At 64.1% G+C, this 24,578-nt stretch carries 25 protein-coding genes; 15 read left to right on the forward strand and 10 right to left on the reverse strand.

The window, feature by feature from the left end; translation table 11 throughout:
- Positions 1 to 43 precede the first annotated feature (43 nt).
- Positions 44 to 922, forward strand: coding sequence for a sulfurtransferase (locus tag NR187_RS26540; RefSeq protein ID WP_256808196.1), 879 nt, complete (start codon positions 44 to 46; stop codon positions 920 to 922).
- Between the two features lie 10 nt (positions 923 to 932).
- Here NR187_RS26540 and NR187_RS26545 read toward each other — a convergent pair whose 3' ends face one another.
- On the reverse strand, positions 933 to 2,858 hold the full coding sequence (locus NR187_RS26545; protein ID WP_211385251.1) for a sigma 54-interacting transcriptional regulator: 1,926 nt from the start codon (positions 2,856 to 2,858) through the stop codon (positions 933 to 935).
- Between the two features lie 159 nt (positions 2,859 to 3,017).
- On the opposite strand from NR187_RS26545, the gene NR187_RS26550 reads away from it, so the two are divergent.
- From NR187_RS26550 to cynS, 4 genes are all read left to right on the forward strand, one after another.
- Positions 3,018 to 4,397 (forward strand): CmpA/NrtA family ABC transporter substrate-binding protein, encoded by a 1,380-nt coding sequence (locus tag NR187_RS26550; RefSeq protein ID WP_211385250.1) that lies wholly within the window; start codon positions 3,018 to 3,020, stop codon positions 4,395 to 4,397.
- 169 nt (positions 4,398 to 4,566) lie between these two features.
- Positions 4,567 to 5,406, forward strand: a complete 840-nt coding sequence (gene ntrB, locus NR187_RS26555) for a nitrate ABC transporter permease (protein ID WP_256808197.1) — start codon at positions 4,567 to 4,569, stop codon at positions 5,404 to 5,406.
- 5 nt (positions 5,407 to 5,411) lie between these two features.
- Entirely contained in the window at positions 5,412 to 6,332 is a 921-nt protein-coding gene (locus tag NR187_RS26560; protein ID WP_256808200.1) for an ABC transporter ATP-binding protein, read from the forward strand.
- Between the two features lie 13 nt (positions 6,333 to 6,345).
- Complete coding sequence (gene cynS, locus NR187_RS26565; RefSeq protein ID WP_211385247.1) at positions 6,346 to 6,828, forward strand: cyanase; 483 nt, start codon at positions 6,346 to 6,348, stop codon at positions 6,826 to 6,828.
- A gap of 62 nt (positions 6,829 to 6,890) precedes the next feature.
- On the opposite strand, the gene purB is transcribed toward cynS, so the two are convergent.
- Positions 6,891 to 8,345, reverse strand: coding sequence for an adenylosuccinate lyase (gene purB / locus NR187_RS26570; RefSeq protein WP_256808202.1), 1,455 nt, complete (start codon positions 8,343 to 8,345; stop codon positions 6,891 to 6,893).
- Positions 8,346 to 8,430: 85 nt separating this feature from the next.
- Positions 8,431 to 8,754 (reverse strand): DUF1476 domain-containing protein, encoded by a 324-nt coding sequence (locus tag NR187_RS26575; protein ID WP_211385245.1) that lies wholly within the window; start codon positions 8,752 to 8,754, stop codon positions 8,431 to 8,433.
- Between the two features lie 308 nt (positions 8,755 to 9,062).
- Between NR187_RS26575 and purC the strand changes: the two genes are divergently transcribed.
- Together purC and purS are read left to right on the forward strand one after the other, a co-directional pair.
- On the forward strand, positions 9,063 to 9,830 hold the full coding sequence (gene purC, locus NR187_RS26580) for a phosphoribosylaminoimidazolesuccinocarboxamide synthase (RefSeq protein WP_008974302.1): 768 nt from the start codon (positions 9,063 to 9,065) through the stop codon (positions 9,828 to 9,830).
- A gap of 14 nt (positions 9,831 to 9,844) precedes the next feature.
- The gene (gene purS / locus NR187_RS26585; RefSeq protein ID WP_007602264.1) at positions 9,845 to 10,087 is read left to right on the forward strand and encodes a phosphoribosylformylglycinamidine synthase subunit PurS; all 243 of its coding nucleotides are present in this window, start codon (positions 9,845 to 9,847) and stop codon (positions 10,085 to 10,087) included.
- 10 nt (positions 10,088 to 10,097) lie between these two features.
- Here purS and NR187_RS26590 read toward each other — a convergent pair whose 3' ends face one another.
- Positions 10,098 to 11,114, reverse strand: a complete 1,017-nt coding sequence (locus tag NR187_RS26590) for a magnesium and cobalt transport protein CorA (protein WP_211385244.1) — start codon at positions 11,112 to 11,114, stop codon at positions 10,098 to 10,100.
- Between the two features lie 165 nt (positions 11,115 to 11,279).
- Between NR187_RS26590 and purQ the strand changes: the two genes are divergently transcribed.
- Positions 11,280 to 11,981, forward strand: coding sequence for a phosphoribosylformylglycinamidine synthase subunit PurQ (purQ, locus tag NR187_RS26595; protein ID WP_211385243.1), 702 nt, complete (start codon positions 11,280 to 11,282; stop codon positions 11,979 to 11,981).
- A 27-nt stretch (positions 11,982 to 12,008) separates the two neighbouring features.
- Here the strand turns inward: purQ and NR187_RS26600 are convergent, their stop codons facing one another.
- Entirely contained in the window at positions 12,009 to 12,983 is a 975-nt protein-coding gene (locus NR187_RS26600; protein WP_211385242.1) for a DMT family transporter, read from the reverse strand.
- Positions 12,984 to 13,059: 76 nt separating this feature from the next.
- The gene (locus NR187_RS26605) at positions 13,060 to 13,539 is read right to left on the reverse strand and encodes a PaaI family thioesterase (protein ID WP_211385241.1); all 480 of its coding nucleotides are present in this window, start codon (positions 13,537 to 13,539) and stop codon (positions 13,060 to 13,062) included.
- Between the two features lie 183 nt (positions 13,540 to 13,722).
- Here NR187_RS26605 and purL point away from each other — a divergent pair, with 183 nt between their 5' ends.
- A complete protein-coding gene (purL, locus tag NR187_RS26610) occupies positions 13,723 to 15,933 on the forward strand; it encodes a phosphoribosylformylglycinamidine synthase subunit PurL (RefSeq protein ID WP_211385240.1) in 2,211 nt (736 codons plus the stop codon).
- Positions 15,934 to 15,965: 32 nt separating this feature from the next.
- On the opposite strand, the gene NR187_RS26615 is transcribed toward purL, so the two are convergent.
- Positions 15,966 to 17,153: an acyltransferase gene (locus tag NR187_RS26615; RefSeq protein WP_256808205.1), complete on the reverse strand. Its 1,188-nt coding sequence runs from the start codon at positions 17,151 to 17,153 to the stop codon at positions 15,966 to 15,968.
- A 181-nt stretch (positions 17,154 to 17,334) separates the two neighbouring features.
- On the opposite strand from NR187_RS26615, the gene NR187_RS26620 reads away from it, so the two are divergent.
- The gene (locus tag NR187_RS26620) at positions 17,335 to 17,508 is read left to right on the forward strand and encodes a DUF1328 domain-containing protein (protein WP_008564193.1); all 174 of its coding nucleotides are present in this window, start codon (positions 17,335 to 17,337) and stop codon (positions 17,506 to 17,508) included.
- 36 nt (positions 17,509 to 17,544) lie between these two features.
- Here the strand turns inward: NR187_RS26620 and NR187_RS26625 are convergent, their stop codons facing one another.
- Positions 17,545 to 17,904: a DUF427 domain-containing protein gene (locus NR187_RS26625; protein WP_211385238.1), complete on the reverse strand. Its 360-nt coding sequence runs from the start codon at positions 17,902 to 17,904 to the stop codon at positions 17,545 to 17,547.
- A 211-nt stretch (positions 17,905 to 18,115) separates the two neighbouring features.
- Here NR187_RS26625 and NR187_RS26630 point away from each other — a divergent pair, with 211 nt between their 5' ends.
- Together NR187_RS26630 and NR187_RS26635 are read left to right on the forward strand one after the other, a co-directional pair.
- Positions 18,116 to 18,352: a BolA family protein gene (locus tag NR187_RS26630; protein ID WP_011088461.1), complete on the forward strand. Its 237-nt coding sequence runs from the start codon at positions 18,116 to 18,118 to the stop codon at positions 18,350 to 18,352.
- A 41-nt stretch (positions 18,353 to 18,393) separates the two neighbouring features.
- Positions 18,394 to 19,587: a low temperature requirement protein A gene (locus NR187_RS26635; RefSeq protein WP_256808214.1), complete on the forward strand. Its 1,194-nt coding sequence runs from the start codon at positions 18,394 to 18,396 to the stop codon at positions 19,585 to 19,587.
- Between the two features lie 212 nt (positions 19,588 to 19,799).
- Here NR187_RS26635 and egtD read toward each other — a convergent pair whose 3' ends face one another.
- Positions 19,800 to 20,771 (reverse strand): L-histidine N(alpha)-methyltransferase, encoded by a 972-nt coding sequence (egtD, locus tag NR187_RS26640; RefSeq protein ID WP_211385236.1) that lies wholly within the window; start codon positions 20,769 to 20,771, stop codon positions 19,800 to 19,802.
- A 52-nt stretch (positions 20,772 to 20,823) separates the two neighbouring features.
- Positions 20,824 to 22,122 (reverse strand): ergothioneine biosynthesis protein EgtB, encoded by a 1,299-nt coding sequence (gene egtB / locus NR187_RS26645; protein ID WP_256808216.1) that lies wholly within the window; start codon positions 22,120 to 22,122, stop codon positions 20,824 to 20,826.
- Positions 22,123 to 22,362: 240 nt separating this feature from the next.
- Between egtB and grxD the strand changes: the two genes are divergently transcribed.
- The 3 genes from grxD to NR187_RS26660 are packed head-to-tail and all read left to right on the forward strand — an operon-like array spanning position 22,363 to position 24,577.
- Complete coding sequence (gene grxD / locus NR187_RS26650; RefSeq protein ID WP_007602294.1) at positions 22,363 to 22,689, forward strand: Grx4 family monothiol glutaredoxin; 327 nt, start codon at positions 22,363 to 22,365, stop codon at positions 22,687 to 22,689.
- A gap of 3 nt (positions 22,690 to 22,692) precedes the next feature.
- On the forward strand, positions 22,693 to 23,244 hold the full coding sequence (locus NR187_RS26655; protein WP_211385234.1) for an O-acetyl-ADP-ribose deacetylase: 552 nt from the start codon (positions 22,693 to 22,695) through the stop codon (positions 23,242 to 23,244).
- A 46-nt stretch (positions 23,245 to 23,290) separates the two neighbouring features.
- A complete protein-coding gene (locus NR187_RS26660) occupies positions 23,291 to 24,577 on the forward strand; it encodes a serine hydrolase (RefSeq protein ID WP_211385233.1) in 1,287 nt (428 codons plus the stop codon).
- The last annotated feature ends 1 nt before the right edge of the window (position 24,578 follow it).

The following is a 24,578-nucleotide window of genomic DNA, read 5'->3' on the forward strand; positions in this document are numbered from 1 at the left end:
GTCCACCCCAGAAGACCACTTAACCTCAACGGAGAGGCTGCCAATGACGGACGTTCTGATCTCTGCCAGCGAACTTGCCAATCTCTTGAAGACCGAGCCCTGTGTCGTCATCGACACCCGCAACCCCGACGCCTACGGCGCCGGGCACCTCCCCAATGCCGTGAACGTCCATGAGATTTTCACGTTCCTTGCGACCTCGACGCCGGAGGGCATGGCCGAGCTGAAGACCAAATTCGCCGATGCCTTCGGCGCGGCCGGCCTCTCCGGCAAGGAAACCGCCGTGGTCTACGAGCAATCGATGAACTCCGGCTTCGGTCAGTCCTGCCGCGGCTATTATCTGCTCACCATGCTCGGCTATCCCAAGATCAAGGTGCTGCATGGCGGCTTCGATGCCTGGGCCGCCGCGGGTCTTCCGGTGACCAAGGATGTGCCGGCGCCGGCGAAGGCCTCGTTCTCGATCGTGCCCGAAGCAGGCGAGATCCTGATCGATGCGAAGACCATGCTCGCCGCGGTCGGCAAGCCCGGCATCGCCATCCTCGACGTGCGCGATGTCGACGAGTGGATCGGCGACAGCTCCTCGCCCTACGGCAAGGATTTCTGCCCGCGCAAGGGCCGCATCCCCGGCGCCGTGTGGCTGGAATGGTACCGCATGATGAAGCCGACCGCCGAAGGTCCGCGCTTCAAGTCCAAGGACGAGATTTTGGCGGAATGCGCCACCGTCGGCATCTCGACGACCACGCCGGTCTATCTCTACTGCTTCAAGGGCGCGCGCGCCTCGAACACGTTCCTGGCGCTTAAGAACGCCGGCGTGAAGGACGTGCGGATGTATTTCGGCTCCTGGAACGAATGGTCGCGCGATCCGTCGCTGCCGATCGAGCAGGGATTGCCGATCGCATCGGAAATGACGACCAAGGCGGCGTGAGCGCTCGCCATCACGTGGCACGCGGACGGGGCGCAATTCCCAGCGCCTTGATCCGCGATGCCAGCGTGGTCGGCTTGATGTCCAGCATCTCTGCTGCCCCGCCGGGGCCGAACACTTTTCCCGCGCAGGCCTCGAGCGCGGCCAGGATGTTGGCCCTTTCGTGATCGCGCATCTCCGCTGACGTCATGACCGCCGGGCGCGCCTCCGCCTTCTGGCGGGCGGCGCCGGTCTGAGCCAGCGCGCCGGATGCATCCGGCAGGTCGATCCGCAAGCGGCCGTTTTGCGACAGGATCGCACCGCGCTCGATCACGTTCTGCAATTCGCGGACATTGCCGGGCCAATCGTACCGGGTCAGCCGCCGCGCGTCGCCTTCGGACAGGCGCAGATTCGACTTCAGCGCCTTGCTCTCGCGCGTCAGGAAATGCTGGGCGAGCAGGGGAATGTCCTCGCGCCGCTCGCGCAAGGGTACCGTCTCGATCGGAAACACGTTGAGGCGGAAATAGAGGTCCTCGCGAAAACGGCCGCGCTGCACCTCCTGCTTGAAATCGCGATTGGTCGCGGCGATGACGCGGACGTCGACCGCGCGCGTGCGCTCCTGACCGACCCGCTCGAAATTGCCCTCCTGCAACACGCGCAGCAGCTTGCCCTGAAGTTCGAGCGGAATCTCGCCGACCTCGTCGAGGAACAGCGTGCCGCCGTCGGCGAGCTCGAACCGGCCGATACGGTCGCGCGTTGCGCCGGTAAAAGCGCCGCGGACGTGGCCGAAGAACTCGCTCTCGAACAATTCGCGCGGGATCGCGGCGCAGTTGACGCGGATCAGAGGCCGGTCGCTGCGGGTGGAAGCCTCGTGAATCGCGCGGGCGATCAGCTCCTTGCCGGTGCCGGACTCGCCCGTGATCATCACCGCAGCCGTGGTCGGCGCCACCAGCTTGACCTGACGCAGCGTCTGCTGGACCGCCTCGCTTTGACCGATGATGCCGCGGGGGTTGGTCTCGATGCGGATTTCCTCCTGGAGATAGGCGTTTTCCAGCTCGAGCCGCTCCCGCAGGCGGTCGACCTCGGTGAGTGCGGCGTGCAGCTTCTCGTCGGCCTCGCGCCGCTGGCTGACGTCGCGAAACACCACGACGGCGCCGACCACCACGCCGCGGTCGCGGATCGGGGTAGAGGTGTATTCGACCCAGGCCGGCGAGCCGTCCTTGCGCCAAAACACCTCGCCGTCGACCTGGTGCACGGCGCCGTCGCGGAACGCCGCATAGATCGGGCAATCGTGGTTGTGATAGTGCCGGCCGTCATGGTGGGTGTGGTGCATGATCGGGTGGATTTCCTTGCCGACCAGCTCCTCGGCAGTCCAGCCGAGCATGCGCTCGGCCGCGGGGTTCACGAAGGTGGTCTTGCCTTCTGCGTTGACGCCATAGATGCCTTCGCCGGCGGCGCGCAGGATCAGCTGGTTTTCGCGCTCGATGTCCTGGAACACCCGCTCGACCCGCTGCCAGGTCGAAATGCCGCTGCGCATGTGGTCTTCGGCGGCGGCATCGACATTGCGGCGGCGGCGCGCTTCGAGATCGGTCAGCGTGAGCAGCACCAGCGTGCCGCCGTCATGCGGCAGCAGGCAGCCGGCGTATTCGAGTCTTAGATTTTGCCCGGTGGCGTGGCGGGGGGTGAGCGCCGTGGTCCAGTAAGCGCCCTTGTGAAGCACGGCCTGGGTGAACACGGTGAGGGCCGGGAGCTGGCCGGTATGAAGGGTGCTGGCCTTGGTCTGGCGCAACAATGCTCGGTCGTAGCCGAGCAGGGCGCAGGCGGCCGGATTGGCATCGACGATCTGGTCGCCATAGGGATCGACCAGCAGCGTTGCCTCGACCGAGGATTCGAACGCTCCGACACGCGGGTCGACGGCTTCGGCCGCATCGTTGTGGCTGGGCATTGGCGTCGTTGCCATTGCGAGATCTCGTAATTTAACTACGAAATATCGTTTATCACGACTTTTCGTAGTGGCCAAGTGTGACCGAAAGCTCTGCGTCATCAACGCACTGGCGGGCGGAGAGGCAGTGGCATGCTCCTTGCGTAATTCGACCTTGCATGACGCGCAGGAGGTCCGATGTCCATTTTCGACAATCCGTTTGATCCCGATCGCAACCTTCGAGCCGGCTGTGCCTGTGGCCAGCACCAATCCGCGGCAGAGCATGAGCAGGCCACGGCGCTGCGCTGCGAGCCCGCTGAGAGCGAGGAGAAGCGTTACGAGGGCGTCGTTGCATCTGCGGTGATGCGCGCGATGTTTCCGCAGGACGCGGCGCGGCGCGCGTTCCTGAAGTCGGTCGGTGCGTCCACGGCGCTGGCCGCGCTGTCGCAATTCTTCCCGATCAAGACGGCGACCGAAGTCTTCGCGCAGACCGGCGCGCCCGAGAAGAAGGACCTCAAGGTCGGCTTCATCCCGATCACCTGCGCGACACCGATCATCATGGCAGCGCCGCTCGGCTTCTATGCCAAGCATGGTCTCAATGTCGAAGTCGTCAAGACCGCCGGCTGGGCGGTGATCCGCGACAAGACCATCAACAAGGAATACGACGCCGCGCACATGCTGGCCCCGATGCCGCTCGCGATTTCGCTGGGCCTGGGAGCCAATGCCATTCCCTTCACGGTGCCCGCGATAGAGAACATCAACGGGCAGGGCATCGTGCTGGCGACCAAGCACAAGGACAAGCGCGATCCGAAGGACTGGAAGGGGATGAAGTTCGCAATTCCCTTCGACTATTCCATGCACAATTACCTGCTGCGGTATTATCTCGCCGAGCACGGGCTCGATCCCGATACCGACGTGCAGCTGCGCTCGGTGCCGCCGCCGGAAATGGTGGCGAATCTGCGCGCCGACAACATCGACGGCTTCCTCGCGCCCGACAACATCTGCCAGCGCGCGATCTACGACGGCGTCGGCTTCATGCACCTCTTGTCCAAGGAAATCTGGGATGGCCATCCCTGCTGCAGCTTTGCCGCCAGCAAGGAATTCATCACGACGGCGCCGAACAGCTTTGCCGCGCTGACGCGCGCCATCGTCGATGCCACCGCCTATGCGTCGAAGGCGGAGAACCGCAAGCAGATCGCGGAAGCCATCGCGCCCGCCAATTACATCAACGCGCCGGTCACGGTGCTGGAGCAGGTCCTGACCGGCACCTATGCCGATGGCCTCGGCGGCGTGAAGACGGACGCCAAACGCGTCGATTTCGATCCGTTCCCCTGGCAGTCCTTTGCGGTGTGGATGCTGACGCAGATGAAGCGCTGGGGCCAGATCAAGGGCGACGTCGACTACAAGGCGGTCGCCGAGCAGGTGTATCTCGCCACCGACACCAGGAAGCTGATGACCGAGATGGGCCTGTCGCCGCCCGCGAGCGCCTACAAATCGTTCGCGGTGATGGGAAAGACTTTCGATCCGGCGAAGCCCGAGGATTATGTCGCGAGCTTCAAGATCAGGAAGGCATCGTGAGGGGCCGCGCGCGCTCTCCGTTGTCGTCCCGGCGAAGGCCGGGACCCATACCGCGTGATCGGTCGATTTCGAACGGCAGCGGTACCGAACGACCAGTCTTAGCCAAACGTCTCCCTGGGGGTATGGGTCCCGGCCTTCGCCGGGACGACGTGTGGAGAGGTCTTGCGACATGACATCCTCCCTCCGCCTCCGCGCCGGCCTCGTCTCGATCGTTCTGCTCGCCGCGTTCCTCGGCATCTGGCATCTGGCCACGCGATCGACGGCACCGGTCGCGACGATGAGTCCGGAATACGCCAAGCTGATGGGCCTGACCGCGACGCAGGGCAAATCCGCCATGCCGGGTCCGATCGACGTCGGCGCAAAACTCTGGGAGCATCTGAAGCGGCCGTTCTACGACAATGGGCCGAACGACAAAGGGCTCGGCATCCAGCTCGGCTATTCCATCGCGCGCGTCGGCACCGGCTACCTGCTGGCCGTGCTCGTCGCCATCCCGCTCGGCTTCCTTATCGGCATGTCGCCGCTGTTGAGCAAGGCGCTCGATCCCTTCATCCAGGTGTTGAAGCCGATTTCGCCGCTGGCGTGGATGCCGCTCGCGCTCTACACCATCAAGGATTCCTCGATCTCAGCGATCTTCGTGATCTTCATCTGCTCGATCTGGCCGATGCTGCTCAACACCGTGTTCGGCGTGGCCAGCGTGCGCAAGGAATGGATCAACGTCGCGCGGACGCTGGAGGTCGGCACCATCAGGCGCGCCTTCACCGTGATCCTGCCGGCGGCCGCGCCCACGATCCTGACCGGCATGCGCATCTCGATCGGCATCGCCTGGCTCGTGATCGTCGCCGCCGAAATGCTCGTCGGCGGCACCGGCATCGGCTATTTCGTCTGGAACGAGTGGAATAACCTCTCGATCACAAACGTCATCATCGCGATCCTGCTGATCGGGGTCATCGGCATGCTGCTCGACCAGATCCTCGCGCGCTTCACGCGCATGGTCACATTTCCGGAGTAGGGGCTGTGACCGACAAATTCATCTCCATCGAAGGCATCGCAAAACGCTATCCGGGCGCGAGCGGCGCCACGACGACGATCTTCGAGAATCTGTGGCTCTCGATGGCGCGCGGCGAGTTCTGCTGCGTGATCGGCCATTCCGGCTGCGGCAAGACCACGGTGCTCAACATCCTCGCCGGCCTCGATGCGCCGAGCGAAGGCACGGTCATCGTCGACGGACAGGCGATATCAGGCACCAGCCTCGACCGTGCCGTGATCTTCCAGAGCCATGCGCTCTTGCCCTGGCGCACCGTGCTCGGCAATGTCGCCTATGCCGTGAGCTCGAAATGGCGGCGCTGGGACCGCGCCAAGGTCAAGGCGCATGCGCAGACTTTCATCGATCTCGTGGGCCTGACGGGTTCGGAGCACAAACGACCTTCCGAACTCTCGGGCGGCATGAAGCAGCGCGTCGGCATCGCGCGCGCGCTCTCGATCACGCCGAAGATGATGTTGATGGACGAGCCGTTCTCCGCGCTCGACGCGCTGACGCGCGGCACGCTCCAGGACGAGGTGCGCCGGATTTGTCTGGAGACCGGGCAGACCGCATTCATGATCACGCACGACGTCGACGAGGCGATCTACCTTGCCGACAAGATATTTCTCATGACCAACGGGCCCGGCGCGGTGCTGGCGGAGGTCGTCGAAAATCCGCTGCCCAGGGATCGCGGTCGTACGGACCTGCACCGCCATCCGCTCTATTACGCGCTGCGCAATCACATCATCGATTTCCTGGTGACGCGCAGCAAGACCTTCACCGCCGAGACACCCGATCACGATCCGCGCAACGTGCCGATGGTGCATATCGGCAAGCCCGGACTGACGATCGCGGCCAGCGACGAACCACGACAAACACGGATACCCGGGACCAGTCCCGGACTTACTGCCTAGAAGGGAGACTGACATGAAACGCGAAGACCTCACCGAGAAGCTGCTCGACATCAAGCGCGAGAAGGGCTGGAGCTGGAAATACATCTGCGAGAAGATCGGTGGCTATTCGGAGGTGCTGATAACAGGCGCGATCCTCGGCCAGATGAAATTGACGAAGCCGCAGGCCGCCAACGCCGCCGAACTGTTCGGCCTTACCAAGGCAGAGACCACGATGCTCAACGAGACGCCGATGCGCGGCATGCCGATGCCGCCGACCGATCCCCTGATCTATCGCTTCTACGAACTGGTCATGGTCAACGGCCCGGCCTGGAAGGCGCTGATCGAGGAGGAGTACGGCGACGGCATCATGTCGGCAATCGACTTCGACATGGTGATGGAGCGCCTGCCCAATCCGAAGGGCGACCGCGTCAAGATCACCATGAGCGGCAAATTCCTGCCGTACAAATATTACGGCGCCAGCGGCAACGTTCCGGAGTATGGCTTCAAGGAAGGCTGACGGGGGCGAGTGGGGAATTGCGAATAGCGAATGGCTTCTTGCCGCTCGCTATTCGCTCCTCGTTACAGGATCGCGCCCGGCGTGTACTTCGCCGCTTCAGGCTTGGCCTTGGCGAGCGCGTCGACCTGCTCGGCGAAGTAATCGACCTGGGCGCCGGCGTCGCCGGAATTGGCGCGACCGTGGTCGAGCACGCGCTGCAATTCGGCTTCGCTCATGCCGAGGCGCGGATCGGCGGCGAGACGCTGCAGCAGGTCGTTCTGCACGATCTTGCCGGTGCGCAGGTCGCGAATGGCCGCGACCGCATGCTCCTTGATCGCCTCGTGCGCGCCTTCACGGCCGGCACCCTTTTTCACCGCTTCCATCATGACCGTGGTGGTCAGCAGGAAAGGCAAATAACGGTTGAGCTCGGTCGCGACGACGGCGTCGAATATTTCCATCTGGTCGAGCACCGAGAGCAGGGTCTCGAGCAGGCCGTCCATGGCGAGGAAGGCATCGGGCAGCATTACGCGGCGGACGACGGAGCAGGAGACATCACCCTCGTTCCACTGATCGCCGGCGAGGCCGGCGGCCATGGCGAGATAGCCCTTCAGCACCACATGCAGGCCGTTGATGCGCTCGCAGGAGCGGCTGTTCATCTTGTGCGGCATCGCGGAAGAGCCGACCTGGCCCTTCGCAAAACCTTCGCTGGCGAGCTCATGGCCCGCCATGAGGCGCAACGTCTTGGCGAAGCTGCCGGGACCGCTGGCGAGATCGACGAGGACGCTGACCGCGCGGAAGTCGAGGCTGCGCGGATACACCTGGCCCACGGCATCGAAGCTCTTGGGCAGGCCGAGATGGACCAGGATGCGCTGCTCGAGCGCACGTGCCTTGCCGGCATCGCCGTTGAACAGGGTGATCTGATCGAGCCGCGTACCGACGGCGCCCTTCAGGCCGCGCGCGGGATAGGTTTGCAGCAAATTGGCCAGGCTCTGGTGCGCCAGCAGCATCTCCTCGCCGAACATGGCGATGCGCTTGCCGAGCGTCGTGACCTGCGCAGCCACGTTGTGGGTGCGTGCCGTGAACGGGATGTCTCGCAATTGCCTGGCGTGCTTCGCAAAACGGATCAGCGCGGCGATGCACTTGGTCTCGACGAGCTGCAGTCCGCGATAGACCTGCAGCTGCTCCACGTTCTCGGTGAGGTCGCGGCTCGTCATGCCCTTGTGCAGGTGCTCATGACCGGCAAGATCGCAGAACTCCTCGATGCGCGCCTTCACGTCGTGGCGGGTGACGCGCTCGCGCCGCATAATGGAGGCGAGGTCAACCTGGTCCTTCACCCGCTCGTAGCTGTCGATCACGCCATCCGGCACGGGAATGCCGAGATCGCGCTGCGCTTTCAGCACGGCGATCCAGTAGTCGCGTTCGAGGCGAACCTTGCCTTCGCCGCTCCAGATGGCGCGCATGGCGGGCGAGGCATAGCGTTCGGAAAGGACGTTGGAGATATGGTCCGGGGTGCGATCTTTGGTGCGATCTTGGGGCATACCGCCCATTTGGCATTGCCCGGGGCTGGCTGCAAGCCCGAGCGGCGAATGGGGTTTTCGTCGCCATTCGCCACTCCCTTTTTAACTATTTTCCCGCCTTCACCTCGGCCGCCGCCGCCGCGATCAACTCGCTCATCTTGGCGCGAATCGCCTGTTCGGTGACGGCCACGTTCTTGGCGGCGAAATCGGCCATGACCTTGCGCAGGACGTCGGCATCGCCGGCTTCCTCGAAATCGGCCGCGACCACTTCCTTGGCGTAGGCCGTGGCGGCTTCCCCGGTGATTCCGAGCTTTTCGGCCGCCCACAGCCCGAGCAGCCGGTTGCGGCGGGCTTCCGCCCTGAATTTCTGCTCCTCGTCGAGGGCGAACTTCTTCTCGAAGCCTTCCTCGCGCTTGTCGAACGTGCTCATGCCTTTTCCAATTCCCTGCTGACTGGCCCCGGCGGCCCTCGTTGCGAGAGCCCCGGTCCATGCCTAGATAGGAGGCAAGAATCGGCAAAACAACGAGCCGTTAAGCCGCAGGCAAGACGGTATAAGTTGATGCCGGACGGCCGGATCGATTGTGCTTGGACAGCCAATCGGATAGGTTGCCTAAGGCTGGGTTCCCGTTCTGTTTCCGCGGGTTCCGGGCCGTTCACGGCAGCTCCGCTGTGGGTCGTAGGTCTCGTCAACCGGAGCACACCAGATACATGGATTTCAACAAAACACGGTACATCCCCATGAGCCGTCGGCGTCGCATTTATGAAGGCAAGGCAAAGGTTCTTTACGAAGGCCCGGAGCCCGGTACCCTGATCCAGCACTTCAAGGATGACGCCACCGCGTTCAATGCGAAAAAGCATCAGGTGATCGAGGGCAAGGGTGTCCTCAACAACCGGATCTCGGAGTACCTGTTTCAGCACCTCAACGACATCGGGGTGCCGACCCATTTCATCCGCCGCCTAAACATGCGCGAGCAGCTGATTCGCGAAGTCGAGATCGTGCCGCTGGAAGTGGTGGTGCGGAACGTTGCCGCCGGCTCGCTGTCGCAGCGACTCGGCATCGAGGAGGGCACGCAGCTGCCGCGCTCGATCATCGAATTCTACTACAAGAACGACCAGCTCAACGACCCCATGGTGTCGGAAGAGCACATCACCGCCTTCGGCTGGGCGACGCCGCAGGAGATCGACGACATCATGGCGCTCGCCATCCGCGTCAACGACTTCCTCACCGGCCTCTTCCTCGGCATCGGCATCCGCCTCGTCGACTTCAAGATGGAATGCGGCCGGCTGTTCGAGAACGAGATGATGCGGATCATCGTCGCCGACGAGATCTCGCCGGATAGCTGCCGTCTGTGGGACATCAAGTCGAACGAGAAGCTCGACAAGGACCGTTTCCGCAGGGATCTCGGTGGGCTCCTCGAAGCCTATACCGAAGTCGCCAAGCGTCTCGGCATCCTCATGGAGAACGAGCGTCCGGCGGGCTCCGGCCCGGTGCTGGTGAAGAGCTAAAAGGGGATTTGGACGTGAAGGCACGTGTCACCGTTACCTTGAAGACGGGCATCCTCGATCCGCAGGGAAAGGCCATCGAAGGCGCGCTGAAGTCGCTCGGCGTCGACGGCGTCGCCAGCGTCCGGCAGGGCAAGGTGTTCGACATCGAGCTTGCCGGCGCGGACAAGGCCAAGGCGGAGGCGGCGTTGAAGGACGCCGCCGACAAGCTGCTGGCGAACACCGTGATCGAGAACTATCGGGTCGAGTTGATCGGGTGAACGGGATGGCTCACAGCCAACCGACCCGACGAAAACGCCAGTACAGCGCGCCGCACGACGTCAGCATCACGCCGAGCAGCGTGTAGTAGCCGTACTCCCAGTCCAGCTCCGGCATGTGCTTGAAGTTCATGCCGTAGATGCCGGCGAGCGCGGTCGGGATGGCGATGATCGCGAGCCAGGAGGCGAGCTTCTTCGACACCGCCGTCTCCTGGGCCTGGCCGACCAGCAGGCTCGCCTCGAAGGCGAACGCCAGCACCTCGCGCATGGAATCGATACGCTCCTGGATATTGCGAACGTGGTCCGTGACGTCGCGGAACAGCGGCTGCATGGTCGCGCGCACCATCGCAAGCTCGTCGTGCTCCAGCCGGCGGCAGACCTCCACCAGCGGGCCGATCGCGTTCCTGAGCCGCAAGAGGTCGCGGCGCAGCATGTAGAGCCGCTCGATCTGCGCCTTGCTGATCGGCTTGGAGAGCACGTCGTCCTCGATGCCCTCGACCTCGTCGTGAATGCTTTCGAGCACGGGCGAGTAGTTGTCGACGATGAAATCGAGGATGGCGTAGAGGATGTAGTCTTCGCCGCGCGCGAGCGCCCGCGGGCAGCTTTCGCAGCGCTCGCGCACCGGTGTGTAGGACGTCGAGGCGCCGTGGCGCACCGAGACCAGATAGCCTTCGCCGACGAAGATGTGGGTCTCGCCGAAGGCGATGCGGCCCTCGATCAGCTGCGCCGTCCGCGCCACGATGAACAGCGCCTCGCCATATTGCTCGATCTTGGGCCGCTGATGAGCGTGGTCGGCGTCCTCGATGGCGAGGTCGTGCAGGTCGAACTGCTTCTGCACGGCGGCGAGAAGCGCCATGTCGGGCTCGTGCAGGCCGATCCAGACCACGTGGCCGGGCTTGGCCCGCCAGCTCGAGGCCTCGCTGATGGCGATATTGGCGACGCGCCGGCCGTCGACATAGGCGCCGGCGGCGACGACGCCCTCGGTGGACACCGGCTCGGAGAGGGATGCGGGCAGCGACGGGACATTCATGGCTTCAATCCCGGCAAATCGGTCGGCCAACGGCATGCGTCCATAGCCTGTGCACAAGGCCGCTTGCGGAGGCTAGCACTGGTAAAATCCCCGTCAAATGGATATGTCTCTTCACGATTTGGCCCGTTGGCCACCCCGAATCCCGCCACCGTCGGAACCCCTGCCATGAAAGCCGCCATTCTCGTCTTTCCCGGAATCAACCGCGAGCGCGACATGGCGCGCGCCTTGAGGCTGATCTCGGGCCGCGAGCCCGCGATGGTCTGGCACGCCGAGACGTCGCTGCCGGCAGGAACCGATCTCGTGGTGGTGCCGGGCGGCTTTTCCTATGGTGATTATCTTCGTTGTGGCGCCATCGCAGCGCGGGCGCCCGTGATGGATGCGGTGCGCGACTACGCGGCCAAGGGCGGCCTCGTGCTCGGCGTCTGCAACGGTTTCCAGATCCTCTGCGAATCCGGGCTGCTGCCGGGCGTGCTGATGCGCAATGCGCGGCTGAAATTCATCTGCCACGACGTGCATCTGCGCGTCGAGCGCTCCGACACGCCGTTCACCCGCGGCTACAATGCCGGGCAGGTGATCCGCGTCCCCGTCGCCCATGGCGAGGGCAATTACGAAGCGGATGAAGAGACCATCAAGCGCATCGAAGGCGAGGGGCGGGTGCTCTATCGCTACTGTTCCCCCGACGGCGCGGTTGACGAGAGCCACAACATCAACGGCGCGGCGCATTCCATCGCCGGCCTCGTCAACGACAAGGGCAACGTGCTCGGCATGATGCCGCATCCGGAAAACCACGTCGAAGATATCATGGGTTGCACCGACGGCCGCGGCCTGTTCGCGGGCCTGGTCCAGCATCTTGACCGTGCGGCGTGAATGGGGTTCTGACCTGGCGGTTGAATTTCAACGTTTGAGGCGCAACTTCAGCCGCTCGGCCGGCACCGTCATCGCGGCGACGCCCGCCATGACCAGCAGCAGTCCCAGCGCCAGGTTCGACGGCACGCTCTCGCCGAGCAGCAGCACGGACAGGCCGACGCCGATCGGGATACGCAAGTACCCTTGCGCGTTGGTCGTCAGCGTTCCGAGCCGGCCCAGGCACATGTAGAACAGCATCAATCCCAAGGCGCTGGAGACGATACCCATCACGATGGTGGCGACGATCGCCGTCGGCGTCGGATGCAGCGTCCAGGGCTGGTCGATGATCAGCGCGGGCGGCAGCAATACGAGGCCCCCGAACAGCAGGGAGCCTGCCGCCACCACCATCGGGTCGTAGTCGGAGAGCCGCAGGCCGAAGATCGTCGCGCAGGCAAAGGAGATGGTGGCGAGCAGGATCGCGATCTCCGCGATAATCTCACTACTGAGCCCGCGCAGCGCGTCGAGGCCGACGATGACGATGGTGCCGGCAAGGCCGAGGATCGCGCCTGCGAGCTTGAGCAGCGTTGCCGGCTCGTGCCGCGTGATCAGCGAGGTGATCAGGAAGGCGAAAATCGGCGTGGTGGAGGCCAGCACCACCGTGTTCGAGGCTGGTACATATTGCTGCGACCAGGTGATGATCAGGAACGGGAATGTCGAGTTGATCAGCTGCTGGGTCGCGAACAGCTTCCAGGCTTTTGCGTCGGTGGGGATCCTGATGCTGCGCATCCCCAGGATCGCGAACAGGAACGCGGCCGCGATCAGCGAGCGCGCGGAGATGAAAGTGATCGGCGGGATGGTGGGAAGCGCCAGCTTGGCCAGTGGATAGGTGGAGCTCCAGCAACAGGCGAGCGCGAACAGCAGCGCGTAGTCGCGCCAGTTGCGCGCGCCGGTGGCGGTCATGGATGGCAATGGCGATGCGACGGAGGCCGCTGTGCGGCCCGTCCTTGATGTGCTCTGCGGCACCCTTGTTTTTGCTCCCCGGCGCGATAGCGCTTGACCCAACTCTGGGCGAGGGGACGCGAAAAGGGAAGGCGTCGAGCTATGCGTTTGGCTGCACGGCGGGCTTCCGCTTCACCCGCTTGATCGTGCCGGAGAAGGTGAACAGGGGCCGTCCGCCCGATGTTAGCTTGCCGCGCAGGAAGATTAGCGAGCCGCCGGCACGGGAAACCTCACCCACACACTCGATCAGCTCGCCTTCGCGGGCTGCGTCGAGGAAATCGCAGGCGAAATTGGTGGTCACTGCCGGCCCGTCCAGTTCGTGGGTGGCGATCGCGAACAGGCAATAGTCGGAAAATGCCATGAAGCAGCCGCCATGGACGTTGCCGGAGCCGTTGAGGTGCTTTTTCTCGACCCGGAAGGCGCTGCGGACGCTGCCGTCGTTCTCGATCCTGTGCCAGAACGGGCCGATATGGCTCTCGAAACTGTCGCGAATCCAGGTCCGCCAGCCCTTGAATTCGCCCTCGGTGGCGACGTGCAGGTCGGGGCGGCGGGGCGGCGGCGCTTTGGTCAATTCGTGCAAAGAAACGGGCCTTCAATTACGGGTCTTCAGCCCTTAAATCCGATCCGTCAGCGCCTTGCAATTCCCGTTCCCGCATCCCCCGGCCGCAAAACGTGGGACAGCGGGAAAATGCTTCATAAAGGGCTTTTCGTAGGCCCCCGATGTTCCTAAGAACGGCCAACCGCCGCCGAAAGCCTCGAATCCATGAAGAATGAACCCAAGATCACCCCCGAACTGGTTGCCGCCCACGGGCTAAAGCCCGACGAGTATGAGCGCATCCTGAAGCTGATCGGGCGGGAGCCGACCTTCACCGAGCTCGGCATCTTCTCGGCGATGTGGAACGAGCACTGCTCGTACAAATCCTCGCGCATCCATCTGAAGGGCCTGCCGACCAAGGCGCCCTGGGTGATCCAGGGCCCGGGCGAGAATGCCGGCGTGATCGACATCGGCGACGGCCAGGCCGTGGTCTTCAAGATGGAGAGCCACAACCACCCGAGCTACATCGAGCCCTACCAGGGCGCGACCACTGGCGTCGGCGGCATCCTGCGCGACGTCTTCACCATGGGAGCTCGCCCGATCGCCTGCCTCAACGCGCTGAGCTTCGGTGCGCCCGAGCATGCCAGGACGCGGCATCTCGTCTCCGGCGTCGTCGCGGGAGTCGGCGGCTATGGCAATTCCTTCGGCGTGCCGACGGTCGGCGGCCAGGTGCGCTTCCACACTCGCTATGACGGCAACATCCTCGTCAACGCGATGGCGGTCGGCCTCGCCGACGCCGACAAGATCTTCTATGCCGCCGCCTCCGGCGTGAACATGCCGATCGTCTATCTCGGCTCCAAGACCGGCCGCGACGGCATCCACGGCGCCTCGATGGCCTCGGCCGAATTCGACGACAAGTCCGAGGAGAAGCGCCCGACCGTGCAGGTCGGCGATCCCTTCGCCGAGAAGCTGCTGCTGGAGGCCTGCCTCGAGATCATGGAGCAGGGCTGCGTCATCGCGATCCAGGACATGGGCGCGGCCGGCCTGACCTGTTCGGCGGTCGAGATGGGCGCCAAGGGCGACCTCGGCGTCGATCTCGATCTCGACGCGGTGCCGACCCGCGAGACCGGCATGAGCGCCTACGAGATGATGCTCTCGGAGAGCCAGGAGCGCATGCTCATGGTGCTCAAGCCCGAGAAGGAAAAGGAAGCCGAAGCGATCTTCAAGAAGTGGGGGCTCGACTTCGCCGTGGTCGGCTACACCACGCCGAGCAAGCGCTTCGTGGTCAAGCATGGCGGTGACGTCATGGCCGATTTGCCGATCAAGGAGCTTGGCGACGAGGCACCGCTCTACGACCGCCCGCATGTGCCCTCCGCCGCGCTGCCGATCGTGCATGCGCGCGAGGTGCCGGCGCCGATGGGTCTCGGTGCAGCGCTGGAGAAGCTGATCGGCACGCCCGACATGTGCAGCAAACGCTGGGTCTGGGAGCAGTACGACCACGTCATCCTCGGCAACACCATGCAGCGTCCCGGTGGCGATGCCGCCGTGGTGCGCGTCGAGGACGGGCCAAAGGGCCTAGCGCTGACCGTCGACGTCACGCCGCGCTATTGCGAGGCCGATCCCTATCAGGGCGGCATGCAGGCGGTGGCGGAAGCCTGGCGCAACATCACCGCGGTCGGCGGCAAGCCGCTCGCGATCACCGACAATCTCAATTTCGGCAATCCGGAGCGGCCCGAGATCATGGGCCAGTTCGTGGGCTGCCTGAAGGGCATCTCGGAAGCCTGCCGCACGCTCGACTTCCCGGTCGTGTCCGGCAACGTCTCGCTCTACAACGAGACCAACGGCCGCGCGATCCTGCCGACGCCCTCGATCGGCGGCGTTGGCCTGCTCGACGACTTCACCAAATCGGCTTCGCTCGCCTTCAAGGCCGAGGGCGAGGCGATCCTTCTGGTCGGCGAGACCCATGGCTGGCTCGGCCAGTCGGTCTATTTGCGCGACATCTGCGGCCGCGAGGAGGGCGCTCCGCCGCCGGTCGATCTCGCCGCCGAGAAGCGCAACGGCGACTGCGTGCGCGGCATGATCCATGCGGGCACCGCAACTGCCGTGCACGACCTGTCGGATGGCGGCCTACTGATCGCGCTCGCCGAGATGGCGATGGCGAGCGGCATCGGCGCCAAACTGCTGGCGGCGCCGACCGCGCTGGTGCCGCAGGCCTATTGGTTCGGCGAGGACCAGGCGCGCTATCTCGTCACCGTGCCGGAAACCGAAGCCGGCCTGGTGCTCGCCAAGATGCGCGGCTGCGAGGTGCCCTGCGTGCGGATCGGCACCACCGGCGGCGACGCGATCGCCATCGCCGGCGAGGCGCCGGTCGCGATCGATACGCTGCGGACCTCGTTCGAGCGCTGGCTGCCGGACTATATGGGCGGGAAGGCGGCGTAAGCTGCTTCAACGGAGTTGAGAGAGCGTGCGCCTCACAACACGTGTGACGCCCCCGGAATCTTCCGCAACGCCGCGGTCAGGCCCCAGCTCAGGACCACCGTGAGCACGAAGCCGATCGCGGCCTTCACGATCGCCTGTAATCCATAGTCGAACAGCGCGTACTGGATCCACAGCGCGATCGGGTAGTGCACCAGGAACATGCCATAGGCATCCGCCTGCATGCGGTCGAGCAGGTTCGGCCCCGGCGACTTCTCGTGCAGGAAGAAGGCGAGGATCGCGAGCAGGATCGAAGCCGAGAAAAGCACGAAGAACGTGCCGTAGATCGCCTGGTACCAGTGCGGTTGCGGGTCCGGATTCCCCAGGATTTCGCGCTTGACGTAGATCATGCCCCACATCAGGCAGTACGGGATCAGCGTCACGATCGCCCACAGCCAACGCTGTTTCGGCAACTGGCCGTCGGCGCTGAGGATGCCGCGATCGAAGTTCGCCGCACCGACGCTGACGCCGATGAAGAAATAGGCGAAGTAGAGCAGGATGCGGCTCTCCTGCACCGAGAACGGCCCGAACTCGAACCATCTGTTGGCGCCGAGATAGAGCAGTGCCGGCACGTAGACGATGACGCTCACGACGGCGAGCAGCAGCCAGAACACGGCCGGCTGGTCAAATCCGCGCAGCGAGATTCGGTTGACCGGATCGACCAGATGCGCCGAGACCCGGTAGAGCAGGCTCGCGGTGAGGTCGAACGCCAGCAGCACCCACACGAACCAGATCGGGCCGCTGGGCCACGGGCCAACGCTGATCGTCTTCCACCAGAACGCCGCGAAGCTCAGTTCGGGGTCCTGCCGCAGTGCGATCGCGTAATAGGCGAGCGGGATGACGGTGAGGGCGGCGATCGCGAACGGCAGTCCGAGCCGCAACAGGCGGTCGCGCAGGAAGACCGATGGCTCCTTGCGCGCGATGCCGGGCCAGGTGAACAGGCCCGACAGGAAGAAGAACATCGCCATGAAGAAGCTGTCGGTGGCGAGCACGACGATGTCGAAGCCGATCCAGGACGCCGGATCGGTGTGGCCGAAATAAGTATAGGGAATGACGGCGTGATGCAGCAGCACGACCAGCGTGAGGAAGGTGCGGGCGCGGTCGAGCGAGACGTTGCGCGCCCTGGTCTTCGGCGCGGCGTGCGCCTCTGCGCCGATCGTCGCGGAATGTGACATCGTGATCATGGTTGCCCCGGCTTGCGCTTCCATCCCGGCCGGACTGTGCCGCCAGGAACTGGATTCAGCAAGTGTCGTTTGGGACGTCCCGCGGGGCCGGCAACCGCTAGGAACCAGTTCCCCGCAGGGAAGTTAGCGTTCGCCAAAAGGGCTTGAGGACCGCGAAAAGCGTACCAATTTGGAGCTGGCAATGACGATCCTGAAATGGGCGCTGATCTTCCTGCTGATCTCGATCGTGGCCGGCGTGCTCGGCTTCACCGGCGTCTCGGCCGCCTCCGCCGACATCGCCCGCTTCCTGTTCTACGTCTTCGTCGTGATCTTCCTGGTGCTGCTGATACTCGGGCTCACGATATTCAGGGCGTAGCGGCGGCCATGCCGGGCATGACGAACTCTCAGCGACTTACCCCACTTCCTCGATCTTCACCTTGTCCGGATAGAAGGCGAGGTGGCCGGAAATCTCGGTCATCGCGGGGAACGGCGTCTCGTAGGTCCAGATCGCATTGTCGAGCGTCTTGCCGTCGGCCTTGACGCTGTAATAGCTCGCGTCCCCCTTGTAGGGGCAGTGGGTGACGCGGCCGGTGCGCTCCAGCAGCGCCATGTTGGCGTCCTCGCGCGGCAGATATTGCACCGCCGGGTATCTGGCCTCCTTCAGCGTCAGCGCCTTGGCGCTCTCGGCAATCACGACATCACCCGCCGTGACGCGGACGCGCCGGGGATTCGGGGTGATGGTGATGGGGTGGTCGGGTCCTGGAAGCTTCATGATTCACGCCTTTTCGATCAATCTGCCGCGCGCGGCACTTTGTCGTGCCTTTATCCTGATCGGATCAGGGATATAGTGCCGGAAAGCGTGACGTAGAAGACCGTTCACGCTAAGTTTGGCCCTGCCGGCAAGTTTGGCTTTGCAGATCCGGACCCCGGCCGCGATTCGACGACGAGGCTGGTCTGCAGCCGAGACAAGGAGCACGACCCGAATGCCCATGGACGCCCACGATATCGAGGCGATGATCAAGGCGGCGATCCCCGATGCCGAGGTGACCATCCGTGACCTCGCCGGCGACGGCGACCACTATGCCGCGACCGTGATCTCGGAATCCTTCCGCGGCAAATCCCGCGTCCAGCAACACCAGATCGTCTATCAGTCCCTGCGCGGCCAGATGGGCGGCGTGCTGCATGCGCTGGCGCTGCAGACAGGTGTACCGGGCACCTGATCCGGCGGACACCTCACTGATCGCGTGACGGGGGGCTGACGATGGCTGCGGACAATCCTCGCGGCGCCATGTTTCGCGTCATCGCGCCGAACCAGCACAGCCGCGTCACCAATGCCGAGCTGTTCTTCGATCTCGTCTTCGTCTTCGCAATCACGCAGGTCTCGCACACGCTGCTGCACCACTTCACGCCGCTCGGTGCGGTGCACGTCACGGTGCTGTTTCTCGCGGTGTGGTGGGTGTGGGTGTACACCGCCTGGGTCACCAACTGGCTCAATCCCGACCTGACGCCGGTCCGGATCCTGCTTTTCCTGATGATGCTGGGCGGCCTCGTGCTGTCGACGACGATCCCGACCGCCTTCGAGGGCCGGGGCCTGTGGTTTGCGATGTCCTACGCGACCATGCAGGTCGGACGCACCGCCTTCTGGCTGTTCGCAACCCCGTCCCACCGGATTCCGGTGCGTCACAATGCCATTCGCATCCTGACCTGGCTCTCGATCTCCGCGGTATTGTGGATCGCGGGCGGCTTGTCCGAGGGGGAGACTCGGCTGTGGCTCTGGATCGCGGCGGTCACCTGGGAATATGTCTCGCCGGCGGTCCGCTTCTGGGTCCCCAGGCTGGGCTTCTCGTCGGTCGAGGCCTGGGCCGTCGAAGGCGGCCACATGGCCGAACGCTGCTCTCTCTTCGTCATCATCGCGCTCGGCGAGGCCGTCGTCGTCAACGGCGCCACTTTCGCCGAGCTGGAGTGGACCGCGGACAACATCCTGGCCTTCGTCTCGGCGCTGGTCGGCAGCATCGCGATGTGGTGGGTCTATTTCCACAAGGGCGCCGAGGCGGGCTCCGAGCGTATCTCGAAGTCCGCCGAATCCGGCCGGCTGGCCCGGCTTGCCTACACCTATCTGCACATGCCGATCATCGCCGGCATCATCCTGACCGCGGTGTCGGACGAGCTGGTGCTGAAGCATCCAACCGGCCATTCCGATCTCAGGACCATCGTGAGCACGATCGGTGGTCCCTTGGTGTTCCTGGTCGGCACCATTTTGTTCAAGCACGCGATCCGCGGCTTCCTCCAGCTCTCGCACGGCATCGGCATCATCCTGCTGCTGGCGCTGTGGTGGTTCGCCGCCGACCTCTCGCCGCTCTGGCTGTCGGTCGCGACGAGCCTGATCATGATCTTGGTCGCGGTGTGGGAGTCGGTGTCGCTGGGGGCGACGCCGAAAGAGGCCGAGGAGCATTGAGCCGCGGGAGCGGCCTGATTGCACGCCTCGTCCTTCGAGGCGACCGCTGCGCGGTCTCCTTTTTCGGTCAGGCTCTCAGGATGAGGCTAATCCGCGTCGCTGCCCGTTGAACTTGCTGCCGCGCACTCCTTCCTCATCCTGAGGAGCCCGCCTAAAGCGGGCGTCTCGAAGGATGCGCCGCAGGCAAAGCGCTCTCAGATGCGGTGGCGCGTTTACTCCGCAACCTCCAGCGCATGCACCGAAAACATCCTCGCCTCATCCGTCCAGCTCTCGCGCACCCGCCAGCCTGCGCCTTGCGCCAGGGTCGCAAAACGCTCGATGCTGTATTTATAGCTGTTCTCGGTGTGGATGCTCTCGCCGGGGCGGAACGAGAAGCTGGTGCCGAGCAGACGCACGGTCTGGCTCTTCTTGCTGATCAGGTGCATCTCGATGCGGTGCCGCTCACGGTTGTAGATCGCGCGATGGGTGAAGGCGGAGAGGTCGAAATTGCCGCCGAGCTCGCGGTTGATGCGCACCAGCACATTGAGGTTGAAGCGCGCGGTGACGCCGGCGGCATCGTTATAGGCATCGTGGAGCACGCGCTCCTCTTTCTCCAGGTCGGCGCCGATGATCATCTGCGCGCCCCGGCCCAGGATGGCGCGCGCGCTTTTCAGGAAGGCCTGCGCTTCGTGCGGCTCGAAATTACCGATGGTCGAGCCCGGGAAAAAGCCGACCTTGGGCATCGACGCGACCGCCTTGGGCAGCTCGAACGGCGTGGTGAAGTCCGCGGCGACCGGGTAGATGCCGAGCGAAGGGAAATCCCGCTTCAGGCCGTTCGCCTGCGCCTTCAGGAAGTCGCCGGAGATATCGACGGGGACATAGGCCGCGAACTTGCAGTGGTTGAGCAGCAGGCGCACCTTCGTGGTCGCGCCGGCGCCGAACTCGACCAGTGCCGCATGCTCCGGAATGATCTTCGCGATCTCGCTGCCGCGCTCCTTCAGGATCGCAAGCTCGGTGCGCGTCGGATAATATTCCGGCAGGCGCGTGATCGCCTCGAACAATTCCGATCCGGCCGCATCATAGAAATATTTCGGCGACAGCTTTTTCGGCTGCTGCGAAAGGTCCACGATGGCCTCGCGGGCAAAAGCGGTGGTCTGCTCGTCGGGAAGATGGGCTTCGGCCAAAGCGCTGGCGTGCACATTCATGATACTCTCCTGAACGCGCTGTCCGGCGCGCATTTGTCGTCGGATAAGACTTCTATTCGTAGTCGGCGAGCCGCAATCCCGTGAATTGCCAGCGGTGGTGCGGATAGAAGAAGTTGCGATAGGTGATACGGCTGTGCCCCTCCGGGGTTGCAAGCGAGGAGCCGCGCAGCACCAGCTGGTTGACCATGAACTTGCCGTTGTACTCGCCGAGCGCGCCTTCGATCGCGCGATAGCCGGGATAGGGTGAGTACGAAGATCGCGTCCACTGCCAGACGATGCCGAAGGCGTCGTTGAGCTGGCCGGCGCGGGCCGCGACCTCCCATTCCGTTTCGGTCGGCAGATGTTTTCCGGCCCAGCGCGCGAAGGCGTCGGCCTCGTAATAGCTGACGTGGCAGACTGGTGCGTCCGGATCGACCGGCTTGAGGCCGGCCAGCGTCATCACATGCCATTGGCCGTCGATCTCGCGCCAATGGCCCGGGGCCTGCCAGTCTTCCTTGCTGACCTCCGCAAAGCCGTCCATCAGCCAGAGCGTCGCGGTCCGGTACCCGCCATCGCGCATGAAGGCGAGCCATTCACCATTGGTGACGAGATTGCGCGCGACCTTGACGGGGACGACGAGGGCGCGATGCGCGGGCTTCTCGTTGTCGAAATGGAAGCTGTCGTCGACATGGCCGACGGTGTGGATGCCCTCGTTCAGCATCAGCCAATCCTCAGCCGTTCGTGTCGAGGCAGGGAAGCGCCAGTCCGGATCGTAGGTCGGATAGACCGGGTTCTGCGCGAAGGCATGCAGGATGTCGGTGAACATCAATTCCTGATGCTGCTGCTCGTGGTTGAGCCCGACCTCTACCAGCGGCGCGACGGCGCGAAGCTCGTCCTCGCGGGTCTCGCGGAAGAACTTTACGACCGCCGCATCGACATATCGGCGATACGCGCCGACCTCGCTCGCGCTCGGCCGGGTGATGTCGCCGCGATGGCCTCTCGCGTGGCGCGGGCCTGCGCTGACGTAATAGGAATTGAACAGGAAGGCGAAGTCGGGATGGAATGGCCGGTAGCCCGGGGAGTGCTCGCCGAGCAAAAACTGCTCCCAGAACCAGGTGGTATGAGCCCGGTGCCATTTCGTGGGGCTCGCGTCCGGCATCGACTGGATCTGCTGGTCCTCCGCTGACAGCGGCGCGGCCCGGCGCTCGGTCTCGTTGCGGACGGTGAGAAACGCGTCTTCCAGCCCCTGGGCGAGGCCGCCCAGATCGGCCGACGGTGACGAAAGCGGGGCAGGGGCCGAAGCGGAGGCTTGTTTCGTCACGTTTTTCTCCAGACAGGACAAGAGAACGTTGTTGGCGTTGCCCGGTTCCAAAACCTGGGTTCGTCCTAGATAGGGGCTCCGTTACGGTATGAAAGTCCTCCCCGGCGATGATATTCGTGTCATCATGCAATGGGGAGGGAGCTCCCCCGGACCGCCGCCCGGCGGCTGTTCGCTGCCATTTTACTTTGGATGCACAACGGTTTGGGCTACATATATAGGCAGGTATCGGGTTAGATCGGCTGAGCCGGCCCGAAGCAATTGGAGTGGGCTCGGCCCCAGAAGGACATGGATATGAGCATCGAGGAATTCATCGCCAACGAAGTGAAGTCGAACGACGTGGTACTGTTCATGAAGGGCACGCCGCAATTTCCGCAGTGCGGTTTCTCCGGCCAGGTCGTCCAGATCCTCGACCATATCGGCGTTGGCTATAAGGGCCTCAACGTTCTCGAATCCGCAGAACTGCGCAACGGCATCAAGGATTATTCCAACTGGCCGACCATCCCGCAGCTCTATGTGAAGGGCGAGTTCGTCGGCGGCTGCGACATCGTCCGCGAGATGTTCCAGGCCGGCGAGCTGCAGCAGCTCTTCTCCGAGAAGGGCGTCGCGGTCGCGGCCTGATACGTGACCCAGCTGACGCGCCGGATCGGCGGCGCGGAGCTCGAGGTCATCGTTGCTGACATCACCATGCTGAGCGTTGACGCCATCGTCAACGCCGCAAATTCGTCTCTCCTTGGAGGGGGTGGCGTCGATGGGGCGATCCACGACGCTGCCGGTCCCGAGCTTCTTGCCGAGTGCCAGACGCTCGGAGGATGCCCGACCGGTGATGCCAAGATCACGAAGGGCTACCTTCTGCCCGCGCGCCATGTGATCCACGCGGTCGGCCCCGTCTGGCACGGCGGTGGCCGCGGTGAGGCCGAGGCGCTGCGCTCCTGTTACCGTCGCGCGCTCGAGCTCTGCCAAATCAATCAGCTGAACTCGCTGGCGTTCTCCGCGATCTCGACCGGGGTGTATCGCTTTCCGGCCGACCAGGCCGCGGAGATCGCAGTTCATGCGACCATTCAAGCCCTGCCGGCTGCGCCGCTGGTCGGCCACGTCATATTTTGTTGCTTTTCGGAGACGAGCGCCGCTTTCCACACGGACGTTTTGGCGCGGTACGGCAGCCCTTGTGCCTGATGCTACGGTCAGTACACTCCGCCCGGCCATGTTCCGGGGAGGGGATATGATTTTGCGTTTTGGACTGCGTGCGCTGGTTTGCAGCGCGCTTCTATCGGTTGGCGCGACGTCGTTCGCGTGCGCTGAGGGGACTTACGAGATTCCCGCCGGCGCGCATTTCAATCAGGACAAGCTCGCCAAGGTCAGCGAGTTCTTCAAGAACGAGGTTGCCACCGGCAAGATCGCCGGCGCGACCGTGTTGATCAAGCAGCACGGCAAGCCGGTCTATCACGAAGCCTTCGGCGTGCAGGACGTGGTCAGCAAGGCGCCGATCACCGACAAGACGATTTTCCGCCTGTTCTCGATGAGCAAGGCGATCACGTCCGTTGTCGCGGTGCAGCTGATCGAGGACGGCAAGATCAAGCTCGACGATCCGGTCTCGAAATACATCCCGTCCTTCGCCAATGTGAAGGTCGGCGTCGAGAAGAAGGCCGACGACGGCACCAAGTCGCTCGAGCTGGTGCCGCCCGTGCGGCCAATGACGGTGCTCGATCTGATGCGCCATACCTCCGGCGTCACCTATGGTTTCTACGGCGACAGCCTGGTCCGCAAGGCCTATCGCGACGCCAACATCTATGCCGGCGATTTCGACCTCGCCGAGTTCGCAGAGCGCATCGCCAAGCTGCCGCTGCACAACCAGCCGGGCGCGCTCTGGCAATACGGCCATTCCACCGACATCCTCGCGCGTGTCATGGAGATCGCGGCGGGCAAGCCGCTCATCGAGATCGAGCGGGAGAAGCTGCTCGATCCGCTCGGCATGGTCGACACCGGATTCTTCGTCACCGACCCCGAGAAGCAGAAGCTCCTGGCGCAGCCGGTGCCGAACGACGCCGATTTCCGCGTCGGCCGGATCAACGATCCGACCGTCGTCAAGAAGATCCAGTTCGCCAGCGGCGGCATGGTCACGACCATGGCGGACTACGCGCGCTTTACACAGATGCTGCTCAATGGCGGTAGCCTCGATGGCAAGACCATCCTCAAGCCCGAGTCGTTCAAGCTGATGGCGACCGATCAGATCGGCCCCGGCTCCGGCGTCGATCGCGACTATTTCTACTTCCCCGGCGACGGCTTCGGCTTCGGCCTCGGCCTTGCGGTCCGTACCGACCCCGGCAACGCCAAGCCGCCGCCGCCCGGCGATCTCGGCGAGTTGAAGTGGGACGGCGCCTCCGGCTGCTATTTCGTGATCGACCCCAAGCAGGACATGTTCTTCGTGCTGCTGGAGCAGACCCCGTCCGAGCGGCAGCGGGTGCAGCGGACACTGAAGCAGTTGGTCTATGAAGCCATGGAGAAGTGAC

Source organism: Bradyrhizobium sp. Bra64, from assembly GCF_024519875.1.
GTDB lineage: Bacteria > Pseudomonadota > Alphaproteobacteria > Rhizobiales > Xanthobacteraceae > Bradyrhizobium > Bradyrhizobium japonicum_G.